Annotated in this window: 17 protein-coding genes; 7 read left to right on the top strand and 10 right to left on the bottom strand. The window is 73.2% G+C overall.

What is annotated here, in order from left to right; all coding sequences use genetic code 11:
- Window positions 1–305 precede the first annotated feature (305 nt).
- Both ACFV4F_RS37975 and ACFV4F_RS37970 read left to right on the top strand, forming a co-directional pair.
- Window positions 306–1,031: a class I SAM-dependent methyltransferase gene (locus ACFV4F_RS37975; protein ID WP_380509686.1), complete on the top strand. Its 726-nt coding sequence runs from the start codon at window positions 306–308 to the stop codon at window positions 1,029–1,031.
- Between the two features lie 306 nt (window positions 1,032–1,337).
- Window positions 1,338–2,711 carry a hypothetical protein gene (locus ACFV4F_RS37970; RefSeq protein ID WP_380509683.1) on the top strand — a complete coding sequence of 458 codons (1,374 nt, stop codon included), beginning with the start codon at window positions 1,338–1,340 and terminating at the stop codon, window positions 2,709–2,711.
- A gap of 275 nt (window positions 2,712–2,986) precedes the next feature.
- On the opposite strand, the gene ACFV4F_RS37965 is transcribed toward ACFV4F_RS37970, so the two are convergent.
- The 3 genes from ACFV4F_RS37965 to ACFV4F_RS37955 form a co-directional block, all read right to left on the bottom strand.
- A complete protein-coding gene (locus ACFV4F_RS37965) occupies window positions 2,987–3,760 on the bottom strand; it encodes a TauD/TfdA family dioxygenase (RefSeq protein ID WP_380509680.1) in 774 nt (257 codons plus the stop codon).
- 133 nt (window positions 3,761–3,893) lie between these two features.
- Window positions 3,894–4,298, bottom strand: a complete 405-nt coding sequence (locus tag ACFV4F_RS37960; protein ID WP_380509677.1) for a hypothetical protein — start codon at window positions 4,296–4,298, stop codon at window positions 3,894–3,896.
- Between the two features lie 90 nt (window positions 4,299–4,388).
- On the bottom strand, window positions 4,389–5,390 hold the full coding sequence (locus ACFV4F_RS37955) for a MerR family transcriptional regulator (protein WP_380509674.1): 1,002 nt from the start codon (window positions 5,388–5,390) through the stop codon (window positions 4,389–4,391).
- Between the two features lie 219 nt (window positions 5,391–5,609).
- Between ACFV4F_RS37955 and ACFV4F_RS37950 the strand changes: the two genes are divergently transcribed.
- Window positions 5,610–6,410, top strand: a complete 801-nt coding sequence (locus tag ACFV4F_RS37950) for an aldolase (protein WP_380509671.1) — start codon at window positions 5,610–5,612, stop codon at window positions 6,408–6,410.
- A gap of 1 nt (window position 6,411) precedes the next feature.
- Window positions 6,412–7,296 (top strand): dihydrodipicolinate synthase family protein, encoded by an 885-nt coding sequence (locus ACFV4F_RS37945; RefSeq protein WP_380509669.1) that lies wholly within the window; start codon window positions 6,412–6,414, stop codon window positions 7,294–7,296.
- A gap of 99 nt (window positions 7,297–7,395) precedes the next feature.
- On the opposite strand, the gene ACFV4F_RS37940 is transcribed toward ACFV4F_RS37945, so the two are convergent.
- Both ACFV4F_RS37940 and ACFV4F_RS37935 read right to left on the bottom strand, forming a co-directional pair.
- Window positions 7,396–8,223, bottom strand: coding sequence for a HEAT repeat domain-containing protein (locus ACFV4F_RS37940; protein WP_380509666.1), 828 nt, complete (start codon window positions 8,221–8,223; stop codon window positions 7,396–7,398).
- Between the two features lie 104 nt (window positions 8,224–8,327).
- On the bottom strand, window positions 8,328–8,903 hold the full coding sequence (locus ACFV4F_RS37935) for a helix-turn-helix domain-containing protein (RefSeq protein ID WP_380443088.1): 576 nt from the start codon (window positions 8,901–8,903) through the stop codon (window positions 8,328–8,330).
- A gap of 130 nt (window positions 8,904–9,033) precedes the next feature.
- Here ACFV4F_RS37935 and ACFV4F_RS37930 point away from each other — a divergent pair, with 130 nt between their 5' ends.
- Window positions 9,034–10,317 carry an MFS transporter gene (locus ACFV4F_RS37930; RefSeq protein ID WP_380509663.1) on the top strand — a complete coding sequence of 428 codons (1,284 nt, stop codon included), beginning with the start codon at window positions 9,034–9,036 and terminating at the stop codon, window positions 10,315–10,317.
- A 10-nt stretch (window positions 10,318–10,327) separates the two neighbouring features.
- Here the strand turns inward: ACFV4F_RS37930 and ACFV4F_RS37925 are convergent, their stop codons facing one another.
- Complete coding sequence (locus tag ACFV4F_RS37925) at window positions 10,328–11,185, bottom strand: YhjD/YihY/BrkB family envelope integrity protein (protein ID WP_380509660.1); 858 nt, start codon at window positions 11,183–11,185, stop codon at window positions 10,328–10,330.
- 135 nt (window positions 11,186–11,320) lie between these two features.
- The gene (locus ACFV4F_RS37920; RefSeq protein WP_380443152.1) at window positions 11,321–12,874 is read right to left on the bottom strand and encodes a Na+/H+ antiporter; all 1,554 of its coding nucleotides are present in this window, start codon (window positions 12,872–12,874) and stop codon (window positions 11,321–11,323) included.
- 247 nt (window positions 12,875–13,121) lie between these two features.
- On the opposite strand from ACFV4F_RS37920, the gene ACFV4F_RS37915 reads away from it, so the two are divergent.
- Both ACFV4F_RS37915 and ACFV4F_RS37910 read left to right on the top strand, forming a co-directional pair.
- Window positions 13,122–13,628, top strand: coding sequence for a GNAT family N-acetyltransferase (locus tag ACFV4F_RS37915; RefSeq protein WP_380509657.1), 507 nt, complete (start codon window positions 13,122–13,124; stop codon window positions 13,626–13,628).
- A gap of 92 nt (window positions 13,629–13,720) precedes the next feature.
- On the top strand, window positions 13,721–14,464 hold the full coding sequence (locus ACFV4F_RS37910; protein WP_380509655.1) for a hypothetical protein: 744 nt from the start codon (window positions 13,721–13,723) through the stop codon (window positions 14,462–14,464).
- 10 nt (window positions 14,465–14,474) lie between these two features.
- On the opposite strand, the gene ACFV4F_RS37905 is transcribed toward ACFV4F_RS37910, so the two are convergent.
- The 3 genes from ACFV4F_RS37905 to ACFV4F_RS37895 form a co-directional block, all read right to left on the bottom strand.
- Window positions 14,475–16,340, bottom strand: coding sequence for a protein kinase (locus tag ACFV4F_RS37905; protein ID WP_380509652.1), 1,866 nt, complete (start codon window positions 16,338–16,340; stop codon window positions 14,475–14,477).
- Window positions 16,341–16,426: 86 nt separating this feature from the next.
- Window positions 16,427–18,616 carry a discoidin domain-containing protein gene (locus tag ACFV4F_RS37900; RefSeq protein WP_380509649.1) on the bottom strand — a complete coding sequence of 730 codons (2,190 nt, stop codon included), beginning with the start codon at window positions 18,614–18,616 and terminating at the stop codon, window positions 16,427–16,429.
- 359 nt (window positions 18,617–18,975) lie between these two features.
- A complete protein-coding gene (locus ACFV4F_RS37895) occupies window positions 18,976–20,247 on the bottom strand; it encodes an ROK family protein (protein WP_380509646.1) in 1,272 nt (423 codons plus the stop codon).
- Between the last annotated feature and the right edge of the window lie 99 nt (window positions 20,248–20,346).

Genomic DNA, 20,346 nt, shown 5'->3' with positions numbered 1-20,346 from the left:
GCGCGCGTGGTGCGCGCGCGGGGGGGGGGGGCGGGGGTGCCTCCAACGACCACGGCTTGGCATCTCTACGGGCGGCGCCGCCCCCTCCCCTAATCGAACAGGGCCCCAGGGCACCCGCGTCGTCGAAGGACACCTCGACGACCTCCGGGCCCGCCTCGCCTGGAGTCGGGACAACCGGTACCCGATCGAGCCCTGACCCCTTCAGGGGCCGGGGGGATCGGGCTGTCCGTCGGAGTGACTCCGGCGCCCCGCGCAGGGAAAACCGGTGGAGGTGCCCGGCAGGTACCGGTAGCGTCCGGACTTTGATGACTGACGAATCCTGGGACACCATCGCCGACTGGTACGCGGCACTCCTCCGTGCCGGCTCCGCGCTCAACGACTTCAACCGCGACGTTCTCCTGGCCCTCCTCCCCGACGAGTTGAGCGGCCTCCGCGTCCTCGACCTCGGCTGCGGTGAGGGGATCATCACCCGCGCGCTGGCCGCGCGCGGAGCCGCGGCCACGGGCATCGACCCGTCCCCGCGGCTGATCGAACACGCGCGGGCCGCCGGAACGCCCGGGCCCGGCACGGTGGTCTACGCCGTCGACGACGGCTGCGTGCTCGGCACGGTCGCCGACGGCTCGGTCGACCGGATGACCGCCGGACTGTCCCTGAACCACGTGCCCGACCTCGACGCCGCGCTCGCGGCCGTGCGGCGCGTGCTGGTACCCCGGGGCACGCTGGCCTTCAGCATCCCCCACCCCTGCTTCGAAGCACCCCACGCCTCCTGGACGACCGCCACCGACGGCACCGCCCGCAGGGTCGTGGGCGACTACCTCGCCGAAGGGTTCCGGCGCTCCGACAACCCCCGGGCCGTCCGCCGGGCCGGCAACCAACACCGCACCCTGGCCACGTACTTGGCTGCGCTGCTCCGGCACGGCTTCACCCTGGAGGCCGTCACCGAGCCGACGCCGACCGCCCACGTCGCGGCCCGGCGGCCGAAGCGAGCCGGGCTGCCGCCGTTCCTCGTCGTCCGCGTTCGCTCGGCCTGAACCACACCAGCGCGAGGGGGCAACGGCTACGCCCGGTTCATCGACGACGCGGGCCTGATCGTCAAGGTCCGGAGCCTCCACCCCCAGCCCTGGGTCACCCGCCACCTCGCGGTGGTCGGGCGCCCGTAGCAGCACTCCCCCTCCGGTACGACTGGCCGGGTCGTACCGGAGGGGGAGGTTTCGGCCGGAATTCCGGCCGACCACCGGCCCGGCCGTTGACCACAAGTCGGCCGCAGCGCTTGGCTCTTGCCGAGCCGGGCCGCGGGGGTGTCGGAGCCCGGCACCGTCATCAGGGGAGGACGTTCCATGACCACCGCCCGCACCCGCCGCCGGTCGGCGCGCGCCGCCGCCGTCCTGGCGGTCGCCCTCGCGGTCGGCGCCGCGACGCCGTCCGCCGAGGCCCGCCCACCCAAGGGCGACACCGCCCGCGTCAGCGAAGGCGCCAAGGGCGAGCAGCTCGACGGCTACTCGACCGCGCTCGGGCTGAGCGACGACGGCCGCTCCGCGCTCTTCTCGTCCACGGCCACCAACCTGCTGCCCCAGGGCGGCACTCCGAACAACACCGAGATCTACGTGAAGGACCTGCGCAACGGCCACGTCGAGCGGGTCAGCGTCGCCGACGACGGCGCCAAGCTCGACGCCATGACCTTCCAGGCCTCGATCAGCGGTGACGGCCGGTACGTCGCGTTCAGCACCACGGCCACCAACGTGCTGCCCGGTGGGTCGAAGCACCGCAGCGACGTCTACGTGCGCGACCGCTGGACCGGCCGCACGGAACTCGTCACCGCGGGCGGCCTGCCCACCACCGACGACCAGACCCCGTACGACGCCCAGAGCCCCTCGATCAGCCGCGACGGCCGCTACGTCGCCTACGTCTCCAATCGCGGCGACCTCGCCGCCGGCCCCGCCACCCGCGGCCGGAACAACGTCTACGTCACCGACCGCTGGACCCACACCAGCCGCCTCGTCACCCTCGGCGCGAACGGCGCGGCCGCCGACAGCAACTCCTTCAACCCCACGATCAGCGCGGACGGCTCCACCATCGGGTTCGGCTCCCGGGCGGGCAACCTGCTCCCGGCCGCCCCTGCCCTCGCCGCGTCTCCAGGGCTTGCACGCGGGCCCCACTACTACCCCTACTACGTCTGGAAGGCCGACACCGGCAGGACCGCCGCCGGCAGCGTGGACGAGGCCGGGCACCTGGGCGGCGCCGCCTACGACGCCCGGGTCAGCCGGGACGGCCGCTACGCCGTCTACAGCCTCGCGACCTTCGGCCAGGGGCAGCCCGGTCACGGCGGCACCCGGCTCGACGTGTACGTCCACGAGCTCGCCACCGGCAGGACCACCAAGGTCGACACCGGCCTGCCCGGCACCACCAGCCCCGACGCCGACTCCTCCGGCGGTGCCATGACCGCCGACGACCGCTGGGTCTACTTCGACTCCAGCGCCGACAACCTCGTCCCCGGCGACACCAACAACGCCACCGACGTCTTCCGCCGCGACCTGTGGACCGGGACGATCGAGCGGATCAGCCTCACCCGCGACGGCCGGCAGAGCGACACGGGCGCCTACAGCCCCTCCGTGGACGCCACCGGCGACACGGTGATCTTCGACGCCGACGACGGCAACCTGGTGCCGGGAGACACCAACGCGCTCCAGGACGTCTTCCTGCGCCGCCCGTGAGGCACTGACTCCGCCGTCGGAGCCGGGGAGTGCCTCTCCGGCCGCCGGGAGCGTCGGCCACGTGGCCGGCGCCCAGGGAGAGGCACTCCTCACACCCCCCGCCATTCCAGGCGTCACCGCCGGGCCTCGACCACCCCTCGCGGTCGCCGTGCCTGCGCAGCGGCCCGAAGGGGCAGCGCCGGTAACGGAGGTTGCGCCGGGGCGTCCTGGGGCTGCTGGGCCGGCCCACCGGACGGTTGGTCCTGCATGGGGCAGTTCGCCCACCGGATCGACCCTCAGTCGGCCCACACCCGCGCGAGGCAGCGCCCGGCCCGCGGCGGGGGCGGGTCGACGAAGGCGGTCCGGCCGTGCAGCACGGTCGTGTTGTCCACCAGCAACAGGTCACCGCGCCCCAGCTGCACGCGCAGGACCATCCTCGGGTCGGCGACGACCTCGTCGAAGGCATCCAGGGCCTCCACTTGACGATCGGTCAACGGCGAGCCGCACTCCTGCTGACCGCGAGTGATCCAGTACCGGTTGTACTGCACCTCCAGCCGGCCGGCACTGCGCCGGAACACGGGGTAGACACGCTCGTAGCCCGGCCCGTCGCCGAAGTCGAAGTCCCCGTAAAGGGCCGGCAGCACCTCCGGGCGGGAGCCGAGCAGGACGTCGTGCACGGCATGCCCGCTGACCAGCAGCGAGTCGCCGCCGGAGCCCGCCGGGCGTACACACAGCAGGGCCATCAGCCGCGCAGGCCGCGGGGACATCCCGCGGTCGGTGTGCGGCCCGAGCTCCGCCTCGTCCCGCTGCCTGCCCGCCGTGAGCAGGTTGTGCCCGGGCAGGGCCAGGTCCACCGGGCGCACCTCGCCCACCTGTGCCAGGATCCGGCGGCACACCTCGACGCAGTCCTCGTCGGCCGGCGCCTCCAGGTCGAGCCCGCGCACGACCGCGAATCCGGGCCCGTGACGCAGGTGCTCCGCGACCCGGTCCACCGGGACCACCCAGTCGCGCTCCTCCAGCTCCGCCCCCTGCCACGCCGAGGGCCCTCCGACCGCGACCGGTGCGTCCATCAACGGCCTCCTCCCGCCTCGACCCGGACACACCGCGAGCGTAAGGCCCTGCGCCGTGCAGGTCACCGGCCTGACGGAGCACCGGCCGGGCGCGCCGGAGCGCCACCGCGCCCCGCTGACGCACACCCGGCGGTCAGAGGCGCACGATCGCCCAGTACAGCATCCCCACCGATGCCGCCAGGGCCACGAAGGCGAACACGACCGCGCCGCCGATGCCCTGGTACGGGTCGTACGGCGCGTAGGGCGTCTTGGGCGAGACCACGACGGTCGTGAACGAACCCAGCGGCGGCGGATTGCTGCCGGACGCGTTTCCCACCGTGGCCTGGTAGGTGCGGTCGTTGAGGTAGTACCGCACGATGGGCCGCAGGTAGAACTCGTCGGCCCGGTCCCCCACCCGCTTGTCGTAGTCCACCACCTCGGCCTGCAGGCGGACACCCTCGCCGCGCACCCGCCGGAAGTCGGCGTTCAGGTCGAGTACGTACTTCACCATCCGCACCGTCATCACGAGAACGAACAGCGCGACCCCCAGAAACAGCATGGTGATTGTCTAGCACCCGCCACTCCCCGGCGGCCAGAGGTGCGCGCCACCCGCAGCGACGACTCCACCCCCCCCGACCTCACCCCCGCGTCACGGGTTTGGCGTGGGGGAGCCCCCGCGGCGTCCCCGCCCGCCGCGCGCACCCGGCCCTGCGCGACCCCGCCCCCCGGCGCCCCGGGCCTCCGTGAGCCACGCGAACACGGGGGCCAGGCTCGGCGGGACCGGCCAGCCGTTGATGACGGCCAGCAGGTGCCAGTAGCGTTCCGTCCGCGGGTCGCCCGCGACCTCCAGGCGGGTCAGCAGCCACCGGCGCAGGTCGGCGTCGTCGGCGCGGTCGAAGGTCTCCGCGTAGCGGGCACTCAGGGTGTCGAGGATGCGCCCGCCCTCGGGCGAGGCCGGGGCGGTGCCGGCGTCGAGCGCGCGGCCGACTTCGTCGCGCACGGTCTCCGTGAGCTGCTGGTGGAGTCCGGTGGTGTCGCCCTGGGCGCGTTCGGCCGCCTGGTACTGCGCCATGCGGCGGACGGCGGCGCGGAAGTCCGGGTCCTGGGCGAGTTCGGCGAGTTCCACCCAGGCGTCCACCTGGTCGGGTTCGGGGTCGTCCGGCAGGTCGGGCATGGCCGAGCGCATCATGTCGACGAACTCGGCGTTGGCGTCCAGGCCGCCGAACGTGTCGTCGATGAAGTCGCCGATGAGACGCCGGCGTTCGGCGTCGGAGAGCTTTGCGAGCTTGTGCATGAGATCCATTTCCTCGGTGGTGGAGCCCCGCTTGGCCACTGCGCGCAGCACCGCCCGCCGCAGCCGGAGGGTGCGGATCTGCACCTCCAGGGCGTCGGCGTGCGCGGCCGCGATCTCGGGCACCGAGACCTCGTCGTCCAGCACCCGCCGGATGACGGCGAGGTCGAGTCCCAGGTCGCGAAGCGTGCGTACGAGGTCCAGGCGCGCGAGTGCGCCGACGTCGTACAGCCGGTAGCCGGCCGGGCTGCGGTCCGTCGGCGGCACGATCCCGGAGTCGGAGTAGAACCGGATGGTCTTGACCGTCAGCCCGGTGCGCCGGGCCAGGTCACCGATCGAGAAGAGCGTGTCGCCGTCCATGCCCCCACCTTCGCGTCTCCCCCTGCTGGAGACTCAAGCTCCTTCGCCCGCCGAACGGTAGTGGACCGGCTCCCGGCCGTTGACGTTCCATCACGGGATTCCGAACGGCGCCTTGGACGGACTCTGGACGGACTCTGGACGGAGGACACCTTGTGTCCTACTGTGAACGATGTGTTCTCAACCACGGCACCACCGAGGATCGAAGGAGAGCCGGGCCCCATGGCCGACACGTTCCAGGCGGGCAAGTCCGAACTGGTGGACCTCGCCCAGCGCCGCATGGCGACCGCGATACCCGACAACGGCTGGACGGTGCGCCAGAAGCTCGCGCTGACCTGCCGCATCCTGTTCGACGCCGGGCACGACTCCGGCCTCGCCGGGCAGATCACCGCCCGCGCCGAGCGCCCCGGCACCTACTACACGCAGCGCCTCGGGCTCGGCTTCGACGAGATCACCGAGGACAACCTCCTCCTCGTCGACGAGGACCTCGACGTCCTCGAAGGCGACGGGATGGCCAACCCGGCCAACCGGTTCCACAGTTGGGTCTACCGCGCCCGCCCGGACGTCAACTGCGTCATCCACACCCACCCGCTGCACATCTCCGCGCTGTCCATGCTGGAGACCCCGCTGATCGTCTCCCACATGGACGCGTGCCCGCTCTACGACGACTGCGCGTTCCTGGAGAAGTGGCCCGGCATCCCCGTCGGCAACGAGGAGGGCGAGATCATCTCCGCCGCCCTCGGCGACAAGCGCGCCCTGCTGCTCGCCCACCACGGCCAGCTCGTCGCCACCGGGACGGTCGAGGAGGCGTGCACGCTCGCCCTGCTCTTCGAACGGACCGCGAAACTCCAGCTGTTGGCGAGCGCCGCCGGGAAGATCCAGGAGATCCCCGAACTCCTCGCGCAGGAGGCCCACGACTGGACGTCCACCCCCAAGCGCGGCCAGGCGAACTTCGCCTACTACGCCCGCCGCGCCCTGCGCGCCGGCCACGGCGACGCGCTCACCGCCCGGGAGGGTTCCTGACATGGCGACCACCCTGGAAGGGATCATCGCCTACCCGGTGACCCCGTTCTCGCGCACCGACGACAGCCTCGACCTCGTCCGACTCGCAGCCCTCATCGAGCGGTTGATCGCCGGTGGCTGCCACGCCATCGCCCCGCTCGGCTCCACCGGCGAGAGCGCCTACCTCGACGACGCCGAGTGGTACGCCGCCGCCGAGGCGTCCGTCTCCGCCGTCGCCGGACGCGTCCCGACCGTCGTCGGCATCGCCGACCTCACCACCCGCAGCGCCGTCCGCCGCGCCCGGTTCGCCGAGAAGGCCGGCGCCGACGTGGTGATGGTGCTGCCGCTCTCGTACTGGCGCCTGGACGAACGGGAGATCACCCGCCACTACACCACCATCGCCGACGCGATCGGCATCCCGCTGATGGTCTACAACAACCCGGCGACGGCCGGCGTCGACCTCCCGCCGGAGCTCCTGCACCGGCTCGTCACCGAGGTCGACAACATCACCATGGTCAAGGAGAGCAGCGGCGACATCCAGCGGATGCACCGCCTCACCCAACTCTCCGACGGCGCCCTGCCGTTCTACAACGGCTCCAACCCGCTCGCCCTGGCGGCCTTCGCCGCCGGCGCGTCCGGCTGGTGCACGGCCGCGCCCTGTGTGATCCCGGAGCTCACGCTGGAGCTGTACCGGGCGGTGCAGGCGGGCGACCTGGACAGGGCCCGTGAGGTGTACTACCGCCAGCTCCCGGTGCTCCGGTTCCTGCTCGACGGCGGCCTGCCGACGACAGTCAAGGCGGGATTGGCCCTGCGGGGCCTGGACGTCGGCGAGCCCCGCAAGCCGCTGCTCCCGCTCGACGAGGCGGGGACGGCGGAGCTGGCCCGGCTGCTGGCCGCGGCCGTCTGAGTACCCGGCGAGTGCCGCGCCCGGCCCCGTCGCGAACGGCGGAGCCGGGCACGGCAGTTCACCGGGCCCGTCGCGAACGGTCGAGCTGGGCAAGGGCGTTCACCGGCCCCGGCGGGCCGCCCCTTGCCGCGCGGCCATCGCCTGATCACGGACGTGCGGCTCCGCGTCCCGCTCCAGCCTGGCCAGGACGTCGGCCACCGCCTCGTCGCCGATCTCCGTCGCGGGAAAGCGCCGCAGGGCGATGGCCACCCAGGCCCGCACGCTCGGGCTGTCGTCGTTGACGAGGCGGCAGATGTCCGGCAGGGTGCGCGGCTGGCGGCGGTAGCCGAGCGAGCTGAGGGCGGAGATGCGCACCTGCTCGGCGGGATCGGCCAGGAGGCCCACCATCAGGTCCACGGCCGCCGGGTCCGTGCCGTGGCTGCCGAGGGCGCCGGCGACCACGCTGCGGATCCGCTCGTCCGGGTCGTGCGCCGCGCGGGCCAGGACGGCGACGTCGGCCGGGTCGGGGACGAAGCCGAGCAGCCAGAGCGCCGCCCGGCGCAGGTCGGCGTCGGCGCTCTCCGTCGAGGGCAGGAGGGTGCGGCGCGCGGCGGACGGATCGTCCTGGGCGAGGACGGTGATCATCGTCGTCAGGCTGTCCTGGTCGTCCCCCAGGTCGCGGGACCAGGCCCGCAGCAGCACGGGCAGGGACGAGCGGCCGGCCGTCTCGGCGAGGAGGCCGGCGAGGACGGAGCGGGCGTACTGGTTCCGGGCGGCGACGGCCGTTTCCAGGTGCGCCTCCAGGCGCGGGACGAGGTCGGCGCTGAGCGTGCCGGTGAGGTGGGCCCCGATCGCGGCCAGCTCGTCGAGATCGCCGTCGGGGTCGAGCAGTCCGGCCACGAGTTCATCGAGCAGCACGGTCTGGTCGTCCGCCGCCAGGTCCCTCACATCGTCCCCCTCGTCACTCCGGCCGCACCGAGCCGTCGGCCGTCAGTGCCCGACCTTTCGGGCTGCGGCACTCTACCAAGCCGTCCGAAACGGCCGGGAGGGCGTCAGGGCAGGCTCGGCACCCGGTCCGAGGGGCCGGCCGGGTCGTCGTGGATCACCACGAGGATGTGCGCGGGCTCCGGCCCGGTGCTCCGACAGCGGTGCGGGAGAGCGGAGTTGAAGTAGACGCTGTCCCCGGGCCCGAGGTGGACGGTCCGCTCGGGGAACTCCAGCTCCGCCGTGCCCGCGTGGACGAAGAAGAACTCCTCCCCCGCGTGCGACTTGAACGGCGATCCGGCGTTGTCGAGCGGCGGGTACATCACGAACGGCACCATCCGCTTGCCGCTGAGCCCGGTCGCGATGCCCTCGTAGTTCGGGGCGCCCGGGCCGGTCCCGCTCGCGATCGGCGTCCGCTCCCCGGCGCGGACGACGGTGACGAGCTCCGGCTCCACTTCGTCCGAGAAGAGCCGGCCGACGTCGACCTTGAGCGCGTGGGCGAGCTTGAGCGCCGTCGAGATCGACGGGTCGCCGAGCCCGCGCTCGATCTTGGAGAGGTAGCTCTTGGTGACCCCGACCTGTTCGGCCAGCGCTTCGAGGCTGAGCCGGTTCTGCTGCCTCAGCACCCGCAACCTTCCGGCCATGCCCCACCCCTCACCCGCGAATCGTCCGGCCCATCATCCCATCACCACCCGCCGGACCGGCCCGCCGTTCGAGGCACGGCCGCGCTAAACCCGATGGACGCCTGTACGAACCTTCGGCCATAGTCGCTGGGTGCCGAGCCAACCCCCACCCCAGCCCCCGCCCCCGCCCGCCCGTCGCTTCGCCTGGGCGGGCCGCAACTTCCGGATCCAGACGGCCGCCACCGTGGTCAGTGGCCTCGGCAACGCCGGTGCGCCGATCGCCACCGCCTTCGCCGTGCTCGGCGACGGCGGGTCCGGCACCGAGGTCGGGTACGTCACGGCCGCCCGCCTGCTGCCGACCGTCCTGCTACTGGTGATCGGCGGCGCCCTCGCCGACCGGCTGCCGCGCCACCACGTCATGGTCGCGGCCAACCTGTTCAGCGGCCTCTCCCAGGCCGTCCTGGCCGCGCTCGTGCTGAACGGCCACACCCAGCTCTGGCAGTTGCTCGTCCTCTCCGCGGCCGGTGGCGCCGGCTTCGCGCTCTACGCCCCCGCGGCCGAGGGCATGATCCTCCAGAGCGTCCCGCCGGACCACGCCGCCCGGGCGTTCTCGGTCTTCCGGATGGGCCAGAACGCCAGCCAGATCGGCGGGGCCGCCCTCGGCGGCGTGCTCACCGCCGCCGTCGGGCCCGGCTGGGTGCTCGGCCTCGACGCCGTCTGCTTCCTGGTCGCCGCCGCCCTGCGCTTCTTCCTGGAGGCCGAGGCCGCACCCGCCGCCTCCGACACCACCATGCTGAGCGAACTGCGGGACGGCTGGCGGGAGTTCGCCTCCCGCCGGTGGCTCTGGGTGGTCGTCCTCCAGTTCTCCGTCCTGGTGGCCTGCGTCGGCGCGGTCGAGTCCGTGTACGGTCCGGTCGTCGCGGAGGAGCGGCTCGGCGGCGCCGCGGACTGGGGACTGGCGATGGCCGCCTACGGGGTCGGGCTGGTCGTCACCGGCCTGCTGATGGTGCGCTGGCAGCCGCGCCGCATCCTGCTGGTCGGCAACTGGGGCGTGTTCCTGTTCGGCGTCCCCGCGCTCGCCCTGGCGCTCGCGGCACCGCTGCCGGTGCTGATCGCGGCGATGTTCCTCTCCGGCGTCGGCGTCACCGTCTTCGGCGTGAACTGGATGGTCGCGCTCCAGCAGGAGATCCCGGCCGAGATGTTCTCCCGCGTCTGCGCCTACGACCACCTCGGCTCGCTCTCCCTCGCCCCGCTCGGCATCGCCCTGGCCGGCCCGGTCTCGAACGCGCTCGGCATCTCCGGCGCGCTGTGGGCGTGCGCCGTGATCTGCACCCTCCTCAGCGCGGCGGTCCTCCTCGAACCCCAGATCCGCCGACTCACCCGCAGGACCGCCGACGACGTGCCCGCGGCTCCCGAGCCCGCACCCGTGTCCTGAGGCGTCCCCCTCAGCCCCGGCCGGGCTTCCCCGGCCGGGGCCGCCTGCCCAGGGCCGCCCGGAGCGACAGGCCCCGTTCCCGCCAGACGATCCCGGTGACCGCCCCCAGGATGATCACCACGCCGAGGGCGATCAGCCAGGACATGAGGAAGAAGACCACCCCGATCGGCCCGTACTCCGCCGTGTTCGACGTGACGGTGTCCGAGGCGGTGAACGAGAACACCACCCGCATCCCCAGGTAGCAGACGGCGGTGATGACGGCGGACGGCAGCAGGTCGCGCCACGGCACCCGGCCCGCCAGGAGGAGCCGCATCAGCACCCACCAGAGCAGGGCGGCCGCCACCAGTGCGACGGCCCCGAGGAGCACGGGCCCGCCCACCCGGTGCAGTGCCGGCCCGGTCCACGCCGCCAGGGCCGCCCCCGCGATCACCACGGCCAGCGACAGCACCTGGTGGAGCACGTCCCGCACCCCCCGCCCAGGGAGCTCGAAGATCCGCTGGTACAGCTGCTGCAGCGCCGACGCCGCGGCGAAGCCGCCCAGGACGAAGAACACCGACGCCGTGCCCGTGACGGCGCTGCTCGTGGTGGTCGACGGGGCGAACAGGTCGCTCACGTCGGCCGACGCCTGCCGGTCCAGGCCCAGGCGCCGCACCAGGGCGGTCACCGTCGAGCGGCCGGCCAGCGCATTCGTCACGATCATGAACGGGAAGAAGCAGAGCAGGAGCGTGGCGGCGAACTGGAGCCCCTGGCTCATGAAGTCGACCGCCTCCAGCCGCTTCCACAGCGCCTCGGCCCACGATCCCGCGTACCGCTCCCTCCCCGAACGCACCATCCGCGCCATCCGCGTCAGGTGGTTGTCGGCCCTCATGGCTGGCGGCTCCCCCTCGCTGCGGACCCGCAGGGACGTGACGGCGGACGACGCCGCTCGCCCGACGTCCTATCACGGAGCGCCCCGGAGCACCGGAACCGTCATCCGGTCGGACGGCGGTCGTCCGCGTCGGCGTCACGGCGTGCCGAGGGCGGCCTCCTCGCGGTCGAGGTCGTGCTGGAGGCGGCGGCGGGTGGTGTCGCTGATGCGGTGCTCGTCGTAGAGACGGCGCAGTTCGGTGCTCTGGACGGCGATGACCTCGCGGCGCAGCTGGCGGTAGGAGGCGTCGGCGGTGGTGCCGTCGGGGGCCTCGGGGGTGCGGTCGAGGCGGGCGGTCAGGGCGCGGCGGACGCGGTCGACGGCGGTGTCGGACAGGGCTTCCAGTTCGGCGAGGTTCTCGACGTGGTCGAGGGCGGTGCGGTTGAGGGCGTCGCGGGCGTCGTCCTCCTCGCGGACGGTGTGCTCGGGTTCGAGGGCGAGGCCGGAGCGGTTGACCACGGCGGCCAGGGTGAGGCCCTGGCCGACCAGCGTGAGGACGACGACGGCGGTGGTGAGGACCAGGACCAGCGGGCGTCCGGCGAGCTTCGTGCCGTCGTCGGTGACGAGCGGGATCGAGAGGGCGGCGGCCAGCGGCATGACCCCGCGGGTGCCGGCCCAGGTGACCACCCCGGCCACCCGCCAGGAGAGCCGGCCGCGGCCCTGCGTCGGCTTGACCGCCCGGGTCAGCGGCAGGGTGGAGAGCACGCGCACCGCGATCAGCACGGCGGCCAGGGCGAGCGCCTGGAGCGGCCACAGGCCGGTGCCCGCGGGCAGGTCCCGTACCAGGGTGGGCAGTTCGAGGCCGACGATGCTGAAGACGACGCTCTCCAGCAGGAAGACGACCACCGCGTAGACGGCGTTCAGCTGGAGGCGGATGTGGGCGTCGGTGAGCCGGTGGCCGGAGCGGCCGAGCAGCACGCCGGCGACGACGACCGAGGTGACGCCGGAGGTGTGCACGGACTCGGCCAGGACGTAGGCGGCGTACGGAGTCACCAGCGCTATGACGGTCTCCAGTACCGGGTCGACAGTGCGGCGCCGGACGAGCCACACCAGGCCCGCGACGGCGGCCCCCACCAGACTCCCGCCGCCGCCGAGCACCAGGAACTCCCCGCCCGCCGCCGGCACGCTCACCGCCGCGCCGACGGCCACCGCGATGCCGACGGCCACCTTGAACAGCACCAGTGAGGTCGCGTCGTTGAACAGGCTCTCCGCCTGCACCAGCACCTGGACCCGTCCCGGCAGCGCCAGCCGGCGCCCGAGCGCGGTGACCGCCACCGGGTCGGTGCTGGACAGCACGGCGCCCAGCACGAACGCCATCGCGGGCGGCAGGCCCGCGACGGCGACGGCCGCGAAGCCCACGGCGGCGGCGGAGGCGAAGACCAGGCCGAAGGAGAGGATCGTGACCGGGCGCCACACCGTGCGCAGGTCCCGCAGGGACAGCTCCTCGGCGGAGGCGTACAGCAGCGGCGGCAGGACCACCATGCCGATGATCTGCGGCGGAACGTGCAGGGCGGGGACGCCGGGCACCAGGGCCACCCCGACACCGGCCAGGACGAGCAGCGACGGCGCGGGCACCCGCAGGCGCCCGGCGAAGGTGGCCACGGCCGTGCCCAGAACCACCAGGACGAGAACGATCCCGACTACGTGCATCGACGGAAACAACCCCACCACGACGAACGGGGTCACCGCCGCCCGAATGCCGCAGTAGTCCCCCGAGCCGACCAGGCTTCCCGGCACACCTGCGGTCATCTTATCGGTGCATTAGCGGTGGTGACAGCGCATATCCGCCGGGGAGCAGCCGCCGGAAACAGGGTTCGTACCCCGAACCGAGCGACGTGCCCTGTCGGTCGAGGCCGACAGATACCGATCTTGACGTGACTGACGAGTGTGGAGTCAGATGCAGGGAGACGTCGTCGGCACGGAGACGCGGCACGGCCGCAGGGGGTTTGGCGTGTTTGTCACGGAAGAAGCCACTTTCGATCCTGATGAGATGTTGGGCCTCTACGCCTCGGTCGGCTGGGAGGGCTACACCGCCGACGTCGACAAGCTCTGTCGCGGCCTGCGGAACTCTCATCTCGTCATCACCGCGCGAGACGGTTCAGGAACGCTCCTCGGACTGGCCCGGACCGTCTCCGACGACGAACACATCTGTTATGTCCAGGACGTCGTGGTCAACCCTGCGCATCACCGACAGGGTGTCGGCCGGGCCCTGGTCGAACACCTCATGCGACGCTACTCGCACTGCCGGTTCTTCCTCCTCTCCACGGACCACGAGTCGTCACCGGAAGGCGAGCGCAACCATGCGTTCTACCGGAGCCTGGGCTTTCTGTCCTACGAGGAGAAGCAGATGGCAGGCTTCGGACTGCCCAGGAACCGCCCCGACCTGCGTGACATGACGTCATAGAGATCCGCCCTTCCCGGCCGGCCGACCACCGCCCTGAGTGGAACCACGCAAAGTCGCATGACAGCTGCGGCCGGCTCCGTGATCCTTGACCGATGGCCATGGAACCGGACACTCTCAGCCTGAGCATCCTCTGCCCACCACCCGGCGAGGGCTACCTGGAGATCCGCCCGATCGTCAGCGGCCGGGACCTCCTGGCCGACCTGTCCCTCCGCAGCACGAAGTCAGGCGGCCCCCGTTTCGTGGGTTCGGGCCCCCGGTATCTCCTGGGCCGGGGCAGGCCGTTGCATGCCACTGCGACGCCCCACGAGGTTCGGCTCGCTCGATCCGGGTGCGGCTTGGAGCAGTGCTGCAGCGCTCTGTACGTGACGGTCACGCGGGACGAGGACCATGTCGTCTGGGCAGGCTGGCGCGACCCGGCCGAGCGGGGCTTCGACCTGCCGGAGTTTCGGTTCGCCGCGGATCGGTACGAGGCCGAGGTCCTGCGTGCCGAGGAGGACCGCAGTTGGGAGTGGCCGGCAGCGGTCGTTGCAACGCTGCTTGAAGCGGGGCTGAGGCGACGCGAGGACTGGCTCGCCAGGTGGGACTGCGAGTTGGAAGCCGTCTGGGCCTCCCGCGGGGAACCCGATCGGATCGACGTCGTCCTGAGGCATCCCCCTGGCCGGGAGGAGACAGACCTGCCCTGGGCCCAGTTCCTGATGACCCTCCCGATCTCCGCAGACGACCCGCCGGACCAGGCCAGGCACCTTGAAGCGCAACTGACCGCAGGTGATCCCCGTGCCACCGCCGAGCTCTGCGGAGGGTACAACCCCGGGCACGTGGGCTACCCGCGGCCGTAGCCGGCCCCGGCTAGGCCCGTGGCGGCAGCGGCAGTACGCCGGCCCGCCACGGGGTGGCCAGGGCCAGGGCGGGGCCGGTGGGGGACGGCAGTAGGCGGGCGGCCAGGACGGGTTCGCCTAGGGCGGGGAGTTCGGTGATGATCTGGCGGTTGGTCAGGTCCCAGATCCGGATGGCGGTCTCTGCGATGTGGGTCACGATGATCTGGCGTCGGTGGGAGTCGTCGACGAGGGCCTGGTCTCCCTCGGCCGCCTCTACCGGCAGGCGGCCGATCTCCTCGCCGGTGACGGCCTCGTGGACGGCCAGGCCGGACGGGCCGGTCAGGGAGACCAGCTTGCCGGAGGTGCTCGGGGCCACGTCCGTCACGTCGGTGCGGTTGCCGAAGGTGTGGCGGACCCAGCCGCTGGAGCCGTCCCAGGCCACCGCGCCGGCCGCGGCCCGCCAGCCGATCACGGTGCGGTTGGGGGCGGGGAGCACGTGCGAGGGGCGGAAGCCGCCCACGATGGCTCGCCAGCGGCCCGATCCCACCTGGGCGATGGGCTGCAGGTCCGGGCCGGCCAGGGCCATTCCGCGCTTGCCTCGATGTTCGAAGACCGCGCCGGTGATGTACTGCTTCGGCGACTCCGGCTGTAGCACCAGCGGGTGGCCGAGGACGGGTTCCCGGCCGCGCAGGTCGGCCTCCACGAGCTCCTGGTCCGCCTGCCGTAGGACCGTCAGCGTGGTTGCGTCGTGGTCGGCGGCCAGGAGCACGCCTCCGTCCAACCCGGGCAGGCTCCGCGGCGGCGCCCCCGCCTCGTGGACCTCCAGCGACGACCACGACCGCCCGTGCAGGCTCACCGCCAGCGCCGGCACGCCCCGGGCGAGGACCGGTTGCAGCCACGCCCGCTCGACGTTCCGGCCCGACTCGCAGACGAACAGCGGGCGCAGCGCCGACACCGTCGGCCCAGGAGGAGGCGGAAGAGGAGGCAGCACAGGACTTGGGGACGGGAGCCGATCGAAGCTCGTCCCGCGAACGGTCGGGGTGTAACCCGGCGGCACGACGACCGGCCCCGTCACCACCGCCTGCAGGCTCCTGCGCAGCGAGTCGGCCGTCGCCGTCGCGTCCGGGCGCAGTGCCGGGTCCTTGTCCAGCAGCGCGTCGAGCACCCCGGCCAGCGGGCCGGCCTTCTCGGGCGGCGCGGGCGGCTGGGTGAGGATCGAGACGTACAGCGCCGTCAGCGTCGTCGCGTCGAACGGGCGGCGGCCTTCGACGAGCGCGTACAGCGTGGCGCCCAGCGACCACATGTCGCTGGCGGGCGTGGCCTCGCGGCCCTCCAACTGCTCCGGCGCCATGTAGTGCGGCGTGCCGATGGCGACGCCGGTGCGGGTGAGCTGGGTGGTGGCGTCGAGGACGCGTGCGATGCCGAAGTCGGCGATGACGGCGCGGCTGCCGGACAGCAGGACGTTCTCCGGCTTCAGGTCGCGGTGCACGATGCCGGCGGCGTGCGCGTGGGCCAGCGCGTCGGCCATGGCGGCGCCGAGTTCCGCGACCCTGCGCCAGTCCAGGGCCCCGCGCTCGCGGACCTCGTCGGCCAGGGACGAACCCTGGATCAGTTCCATGACGATCCACGGGATCCCGCCGTCGGTGACGACGTCGTGGACCGTGATGACCCCGTCGTGCCGCAGCCGGGCCGCGACGCGCGCCTCGCGCAGGGCCCGCTCCACCAGCTCGCGGCGCTCGTCGGCGGGCAGGTCGTCCGGGAGCATCAGCTCCTTGACCGCGACCACCCGGTCGAGGTTGGCGTCGTGGCCACCCCACACCCGGCCCATCCCGCCCCGGCCGATCAGCCGGTCCAGCCGGTACCGGCCGTTGACGACGTACCCCACCCCACCAGACATGCGGGTCACTCTAGTGCCGTGGCCCCCGGGCCACCCGGCCCGGCCACCCGGGGCCGGGCCAGGTCGGGCGGGTCTGCCGGACGGTCCTACGGGTAGGCCGTAACGGTCGACGGCGTGGTGGAGGTGCCGGTGGTCGCGGCACCGGTGTCGTTGACGACGTGGTTGAACTGGCCCTTGCCGCCGAGCGAGACGACCAGGAGGTCGTGGAAGCGGACGTCGGGCCGGGTCGGCGTCTCGAAGGCGTGGTCCATGCGGATGGTCGGGTCGACGTTGAAGTAGCAGTAGCTCCCGAGGCCCCAACCCTCGTGGACGGCGACCGCGTCGTCGACCTTGTAGGCGGCGAAGCCCAGGGTCGGACCGTTCTGGATGGCGGCCTGGTTGGGCGCGTCGTACGCCTTCTCGTTCTGGAAGAAGATCGTGCGGCCGCGTTCGCCGGACCATTCGACGTCGTACTTCTTGAAGTGCTCCACGAACAGTCCGGTGCCGAGCACGTCGGAGCCGTGGACCACGAGGCCGTAGTCGGCGGGGTTGGTGTCCCAGCCGACGCCGGTGCCGTGGTCGGCCCGCCAGATCCAGGTGTGGTCGACGATCACGTTGGCGCTGTTGACGACGATGCCGCTCGTGGCCGCTCCGGCGCCGGCGCCGCCGACGCGGACGAACACGTCCTGGAGGGTGGTCGGGTCGGCGGCGTGGCCGGCGCCCGCGCCGTCAGGGCCGACCTGCACGAGGACGGGCGAGTTGACGGGCCCGGCGTCGACCAGGAGTCCGGCCAGCCGCACGCCGTCGACGTCCGCCACCTTGACGGCCGTCACGCCGATGTCGGGCACGAGGGTCGCCAGTCCGAGGCCGAGCACCACCGTGTCGGGCCGGGTGATCTCGATCGGCCGGTCCAGGTGGTACACGCCCGGGGTGAAGAGGAGGTCGAGCCCTTGGGCCAGGGCCGTGTTGACGGTCGCGGCGGTGGCTCCCGGCTTCACGACGTAGAAGTGGTTCAGCGGCCGCGACTCGCCCTGGAGGGCACCGTCCCAGGAGACCCCGCGCGCATTGGTGCGCAGGGCCGGGACGAATACCTTGTAGTCCGCGCCGTCGAGGTAGAGGAAGGGCTTCTCGCGGGAGACGGGCGTGGTGTCGAGCGTGGTGTAGGGCGGGTTGGGGAAGCTCTGGGCCGGCGCGCCCTGGACACCGGAGAAGACCTGGTTCCACACGCCGTTGGAGAAGCCGCCGATCGCGCTGTCACGGGTGTACCACTGCTGCTGCGAGTAGTTGCCGACGCTGCCGTCGATCCTGCTGTCCGCGATGTAGCCGCCGCTGGCCCATCCGTACCCGGCCGGGGAGAGGTTGAGGCCGCCGCGGACGTGCATGCGGCGGAACGGCGCGGCCTGGGCCACCGCCCAGCGGTCGGTGCCGTTGGCCGGGGTGAGGGCGAGGTTCTCGGCGGAGCGCCAGAAGTTCTGGGTGGCGTTGCCGTTGAACCAGCCGGCGTCGACCGTGACGTCGCCGTTGATCGAGGTGTCGTCGGGTTTCAGTCCCAGGCCGGCGACGGACGTGTAGAAGCCGAGCTGGAGGTTGAGGTTGCCGTAGGAGCCCGGTTTGAAGAGGAGGGCGTAGCGGTCGGTGCCGAACTGGTTGGACTCCTGCTGCTTGAAGACGCGGTCCGCGGTCGCCTGGATGTCGGGCGTCGAGGGGTCGAAGACCAGGACGTTGGGCCCGAGGTCGCCGCCGCCCTGGACGGGGGGCGCGTCGGAGGTGTTGACCTGGAACTCCCACAGCGAGTAGCCCCAGGCGGTGCCGCGGGCGAGCCCGTTCATGCGCACGTAGCGGCCGGTGCCGTTGACCGCGAGGGTCTCGGTGCCGCCCGTCCCGTGGTCGGTGGCGTACGCGGTGCGCCAGGTCGAACCGTCGTCCGAGACCTGGATCTGGTAGGAACGCCCGTACGCGGTCTCCCAGTCGAGGACGACGCGGCACACCTGGCGGACGGTGCCGAGGTCGACCTGGAGCCACTGGGGGTCGCTGAAGGCGGACGACCAGCGGGTGCCGGGGTCGCCGTCCACGGCCGCGGCCGCCGGTGTGCCCGCGTTCTCCGTGGAGGAGGCGGTGGCCGGCCGGCCCCGTGCGGCGTTGTCGGTCCCGCAGTCGGCGGCGGCCGTCGCCGCGGTCCTGGACGCGGCGGCCGCGGCCGGCGCCGATGGCGCGGCGGCCGATGCGAGTAACGCGAACAGGCCCAGTGCCATGGCCAGTCCCGTACGTCGGCGTGCTGAAGAACGCCTCATGGGCATGCCCCTCGGTGAGGTGGGTGGGGGCTCCGGCGGGGGGGGGGGGGGGGGGGGGGGGGGGGGGGGGCCGCCCCCGCCGCGCGCGCGGGGGGGGGGGGGGGGGGGGGGGGGGGGGTGCGGGGGGCGGGCCCGCCCCCCCGCGGGGCGCGGGCCCCGGGTGGGGGGGGGGGGGGCGCCGGGGGGCGCGGGGCCGGGCCCGGGGGCGGGGCACCCCGGGCCGCGCGATCGGGGGGGGTGCCGGAGAGCGGGGTCGGGGTGTCACCCGGTCGGCCGGCCGAGCCCGGCGACATCCCTGACGGGGAGTCTCCGGGCCGCCGCCGTACACTGTCAACCCTCCGACCGGACTTTCCTCACACCGTGAACTATGCGGTGGTATCGGTCAGCTGAGCACCGGCCCGGGCCTGCCCGCCCGAATCCAGGAAGTCCGACAGCGGCAGTGTGGCGGCCCCCAGGGTGACCGCCTCCGGCCCCAGGGTGCCGAGGACGATCAGCGTGTGCTCCCAGGGGAACCGCAGGGCGTACTCGCCGGCGGCGGCACGGATGCCCGGCAGCAGCCGCGGGCCCAGCAGCAGGCCGGCCCAGCCGCCGATCACGATCCGCTCCGGATTGAACAGGTTGACGAGATCGGCGATCCCCGCCCCGAGGTACTCGGCGGCCTCGTCGAGCAGCCCCACCGCCCCCGGGTCCCCGGCCTCGGCGGCGGCCAGCAACGCGGCCAGGCCCGACTTCTCGCCCCGGCAGGACGCCACGGTGCCCCACCGCTCGACCAGCGCCCCGGCCCCGACGTAGGCCTCCAGGCAGCCGCGGGCACCGCAGCGGCAGCGGCGTCCGCCGACGTGCACCTTGGTGTGCCCCCACTCCCCCGCACTGCTCGTGGCCCCCCGGAAACGCGCGCCGTCGGCGATGACGCAGGCGCCCACGCCCGAACCGAGGAGTGCCACCACCGCGTGCCGGGCCCCGCGGCCCGCGCCGAACCACATCTCGGCCTGCCCGAGCGTCTTGGCGCCGTTGTCGACGAACAGCGGCAGGTCCGTGCCGGCCCGCAGCAGGCGGCCGAGGGGGACGGCGTCCCAGCCCAGGGTCTGGCTGTGCACGACGACGTGCGGCCCGTCCGTGCCGGGGGCGCCCTGCTCGACGATCCCGGGCACGCCGATCCCGACGCCGAGGACCTGCTCCGCGGCCGTGCCGGTGCGGTCGAGCACGTCGGCCAGCCCGGCGAGGATCAGCTCCGCCACCCGGCCGACGTCCCGGCCCCGGTCGGACAACGGCTGGTCGGCGGCGGCGAGTTCGGTGCGGGCCAGGTCGAACAGGGCGACCCGGACCTGGGTCTCGCCCACGTCGACGCCCACCAGCCGGGCCCGGCCCGGGGCGACCCGGAGCATGGTGCGCGGGCGGCCGCCGTCGGAGCCGACCGAACCGCACTCCTCGACCAGGCCGTCCGCCAGCAGTTCGCCGGTCACGTTGCTGACCGAGCCCGCGCTGAGGCCGGTGAGCGAGCCCAGTTCCTGGCGGCTGAGCGGCCCGTCGAAGTACAGCCTCCGCAGCACCGCCGACCGGCTGCCCCGGCGCAGGTCCCGCACCGTGTTCCCGGCCCGCCCGGCCGCAGACACGCCCTTGTGTCCCGGTTCCATCATTCCTCGTCCCCTCGCTTGACGGACGGCTCCCCCGGTCGTTAAATCACGCCTTGAAGTAAGCCGCTGTACAGGGTACTTCGGTACTTCGCCACTCAAGGC

The sequence above is a fragment of the Kitasatospora sp. NPDC059722 genome (assembly GCF_042733235.1).
Lineage (GTDB): Bacteria > Actinomycetota > Actinomycetes > Streptomycetales > Streptomycetaceae > Kitasatospora.
Note: the sequence above shows the minus strand (reverse complement) of the source record. Positions and strands in the feature narration are given on the sequence as shown.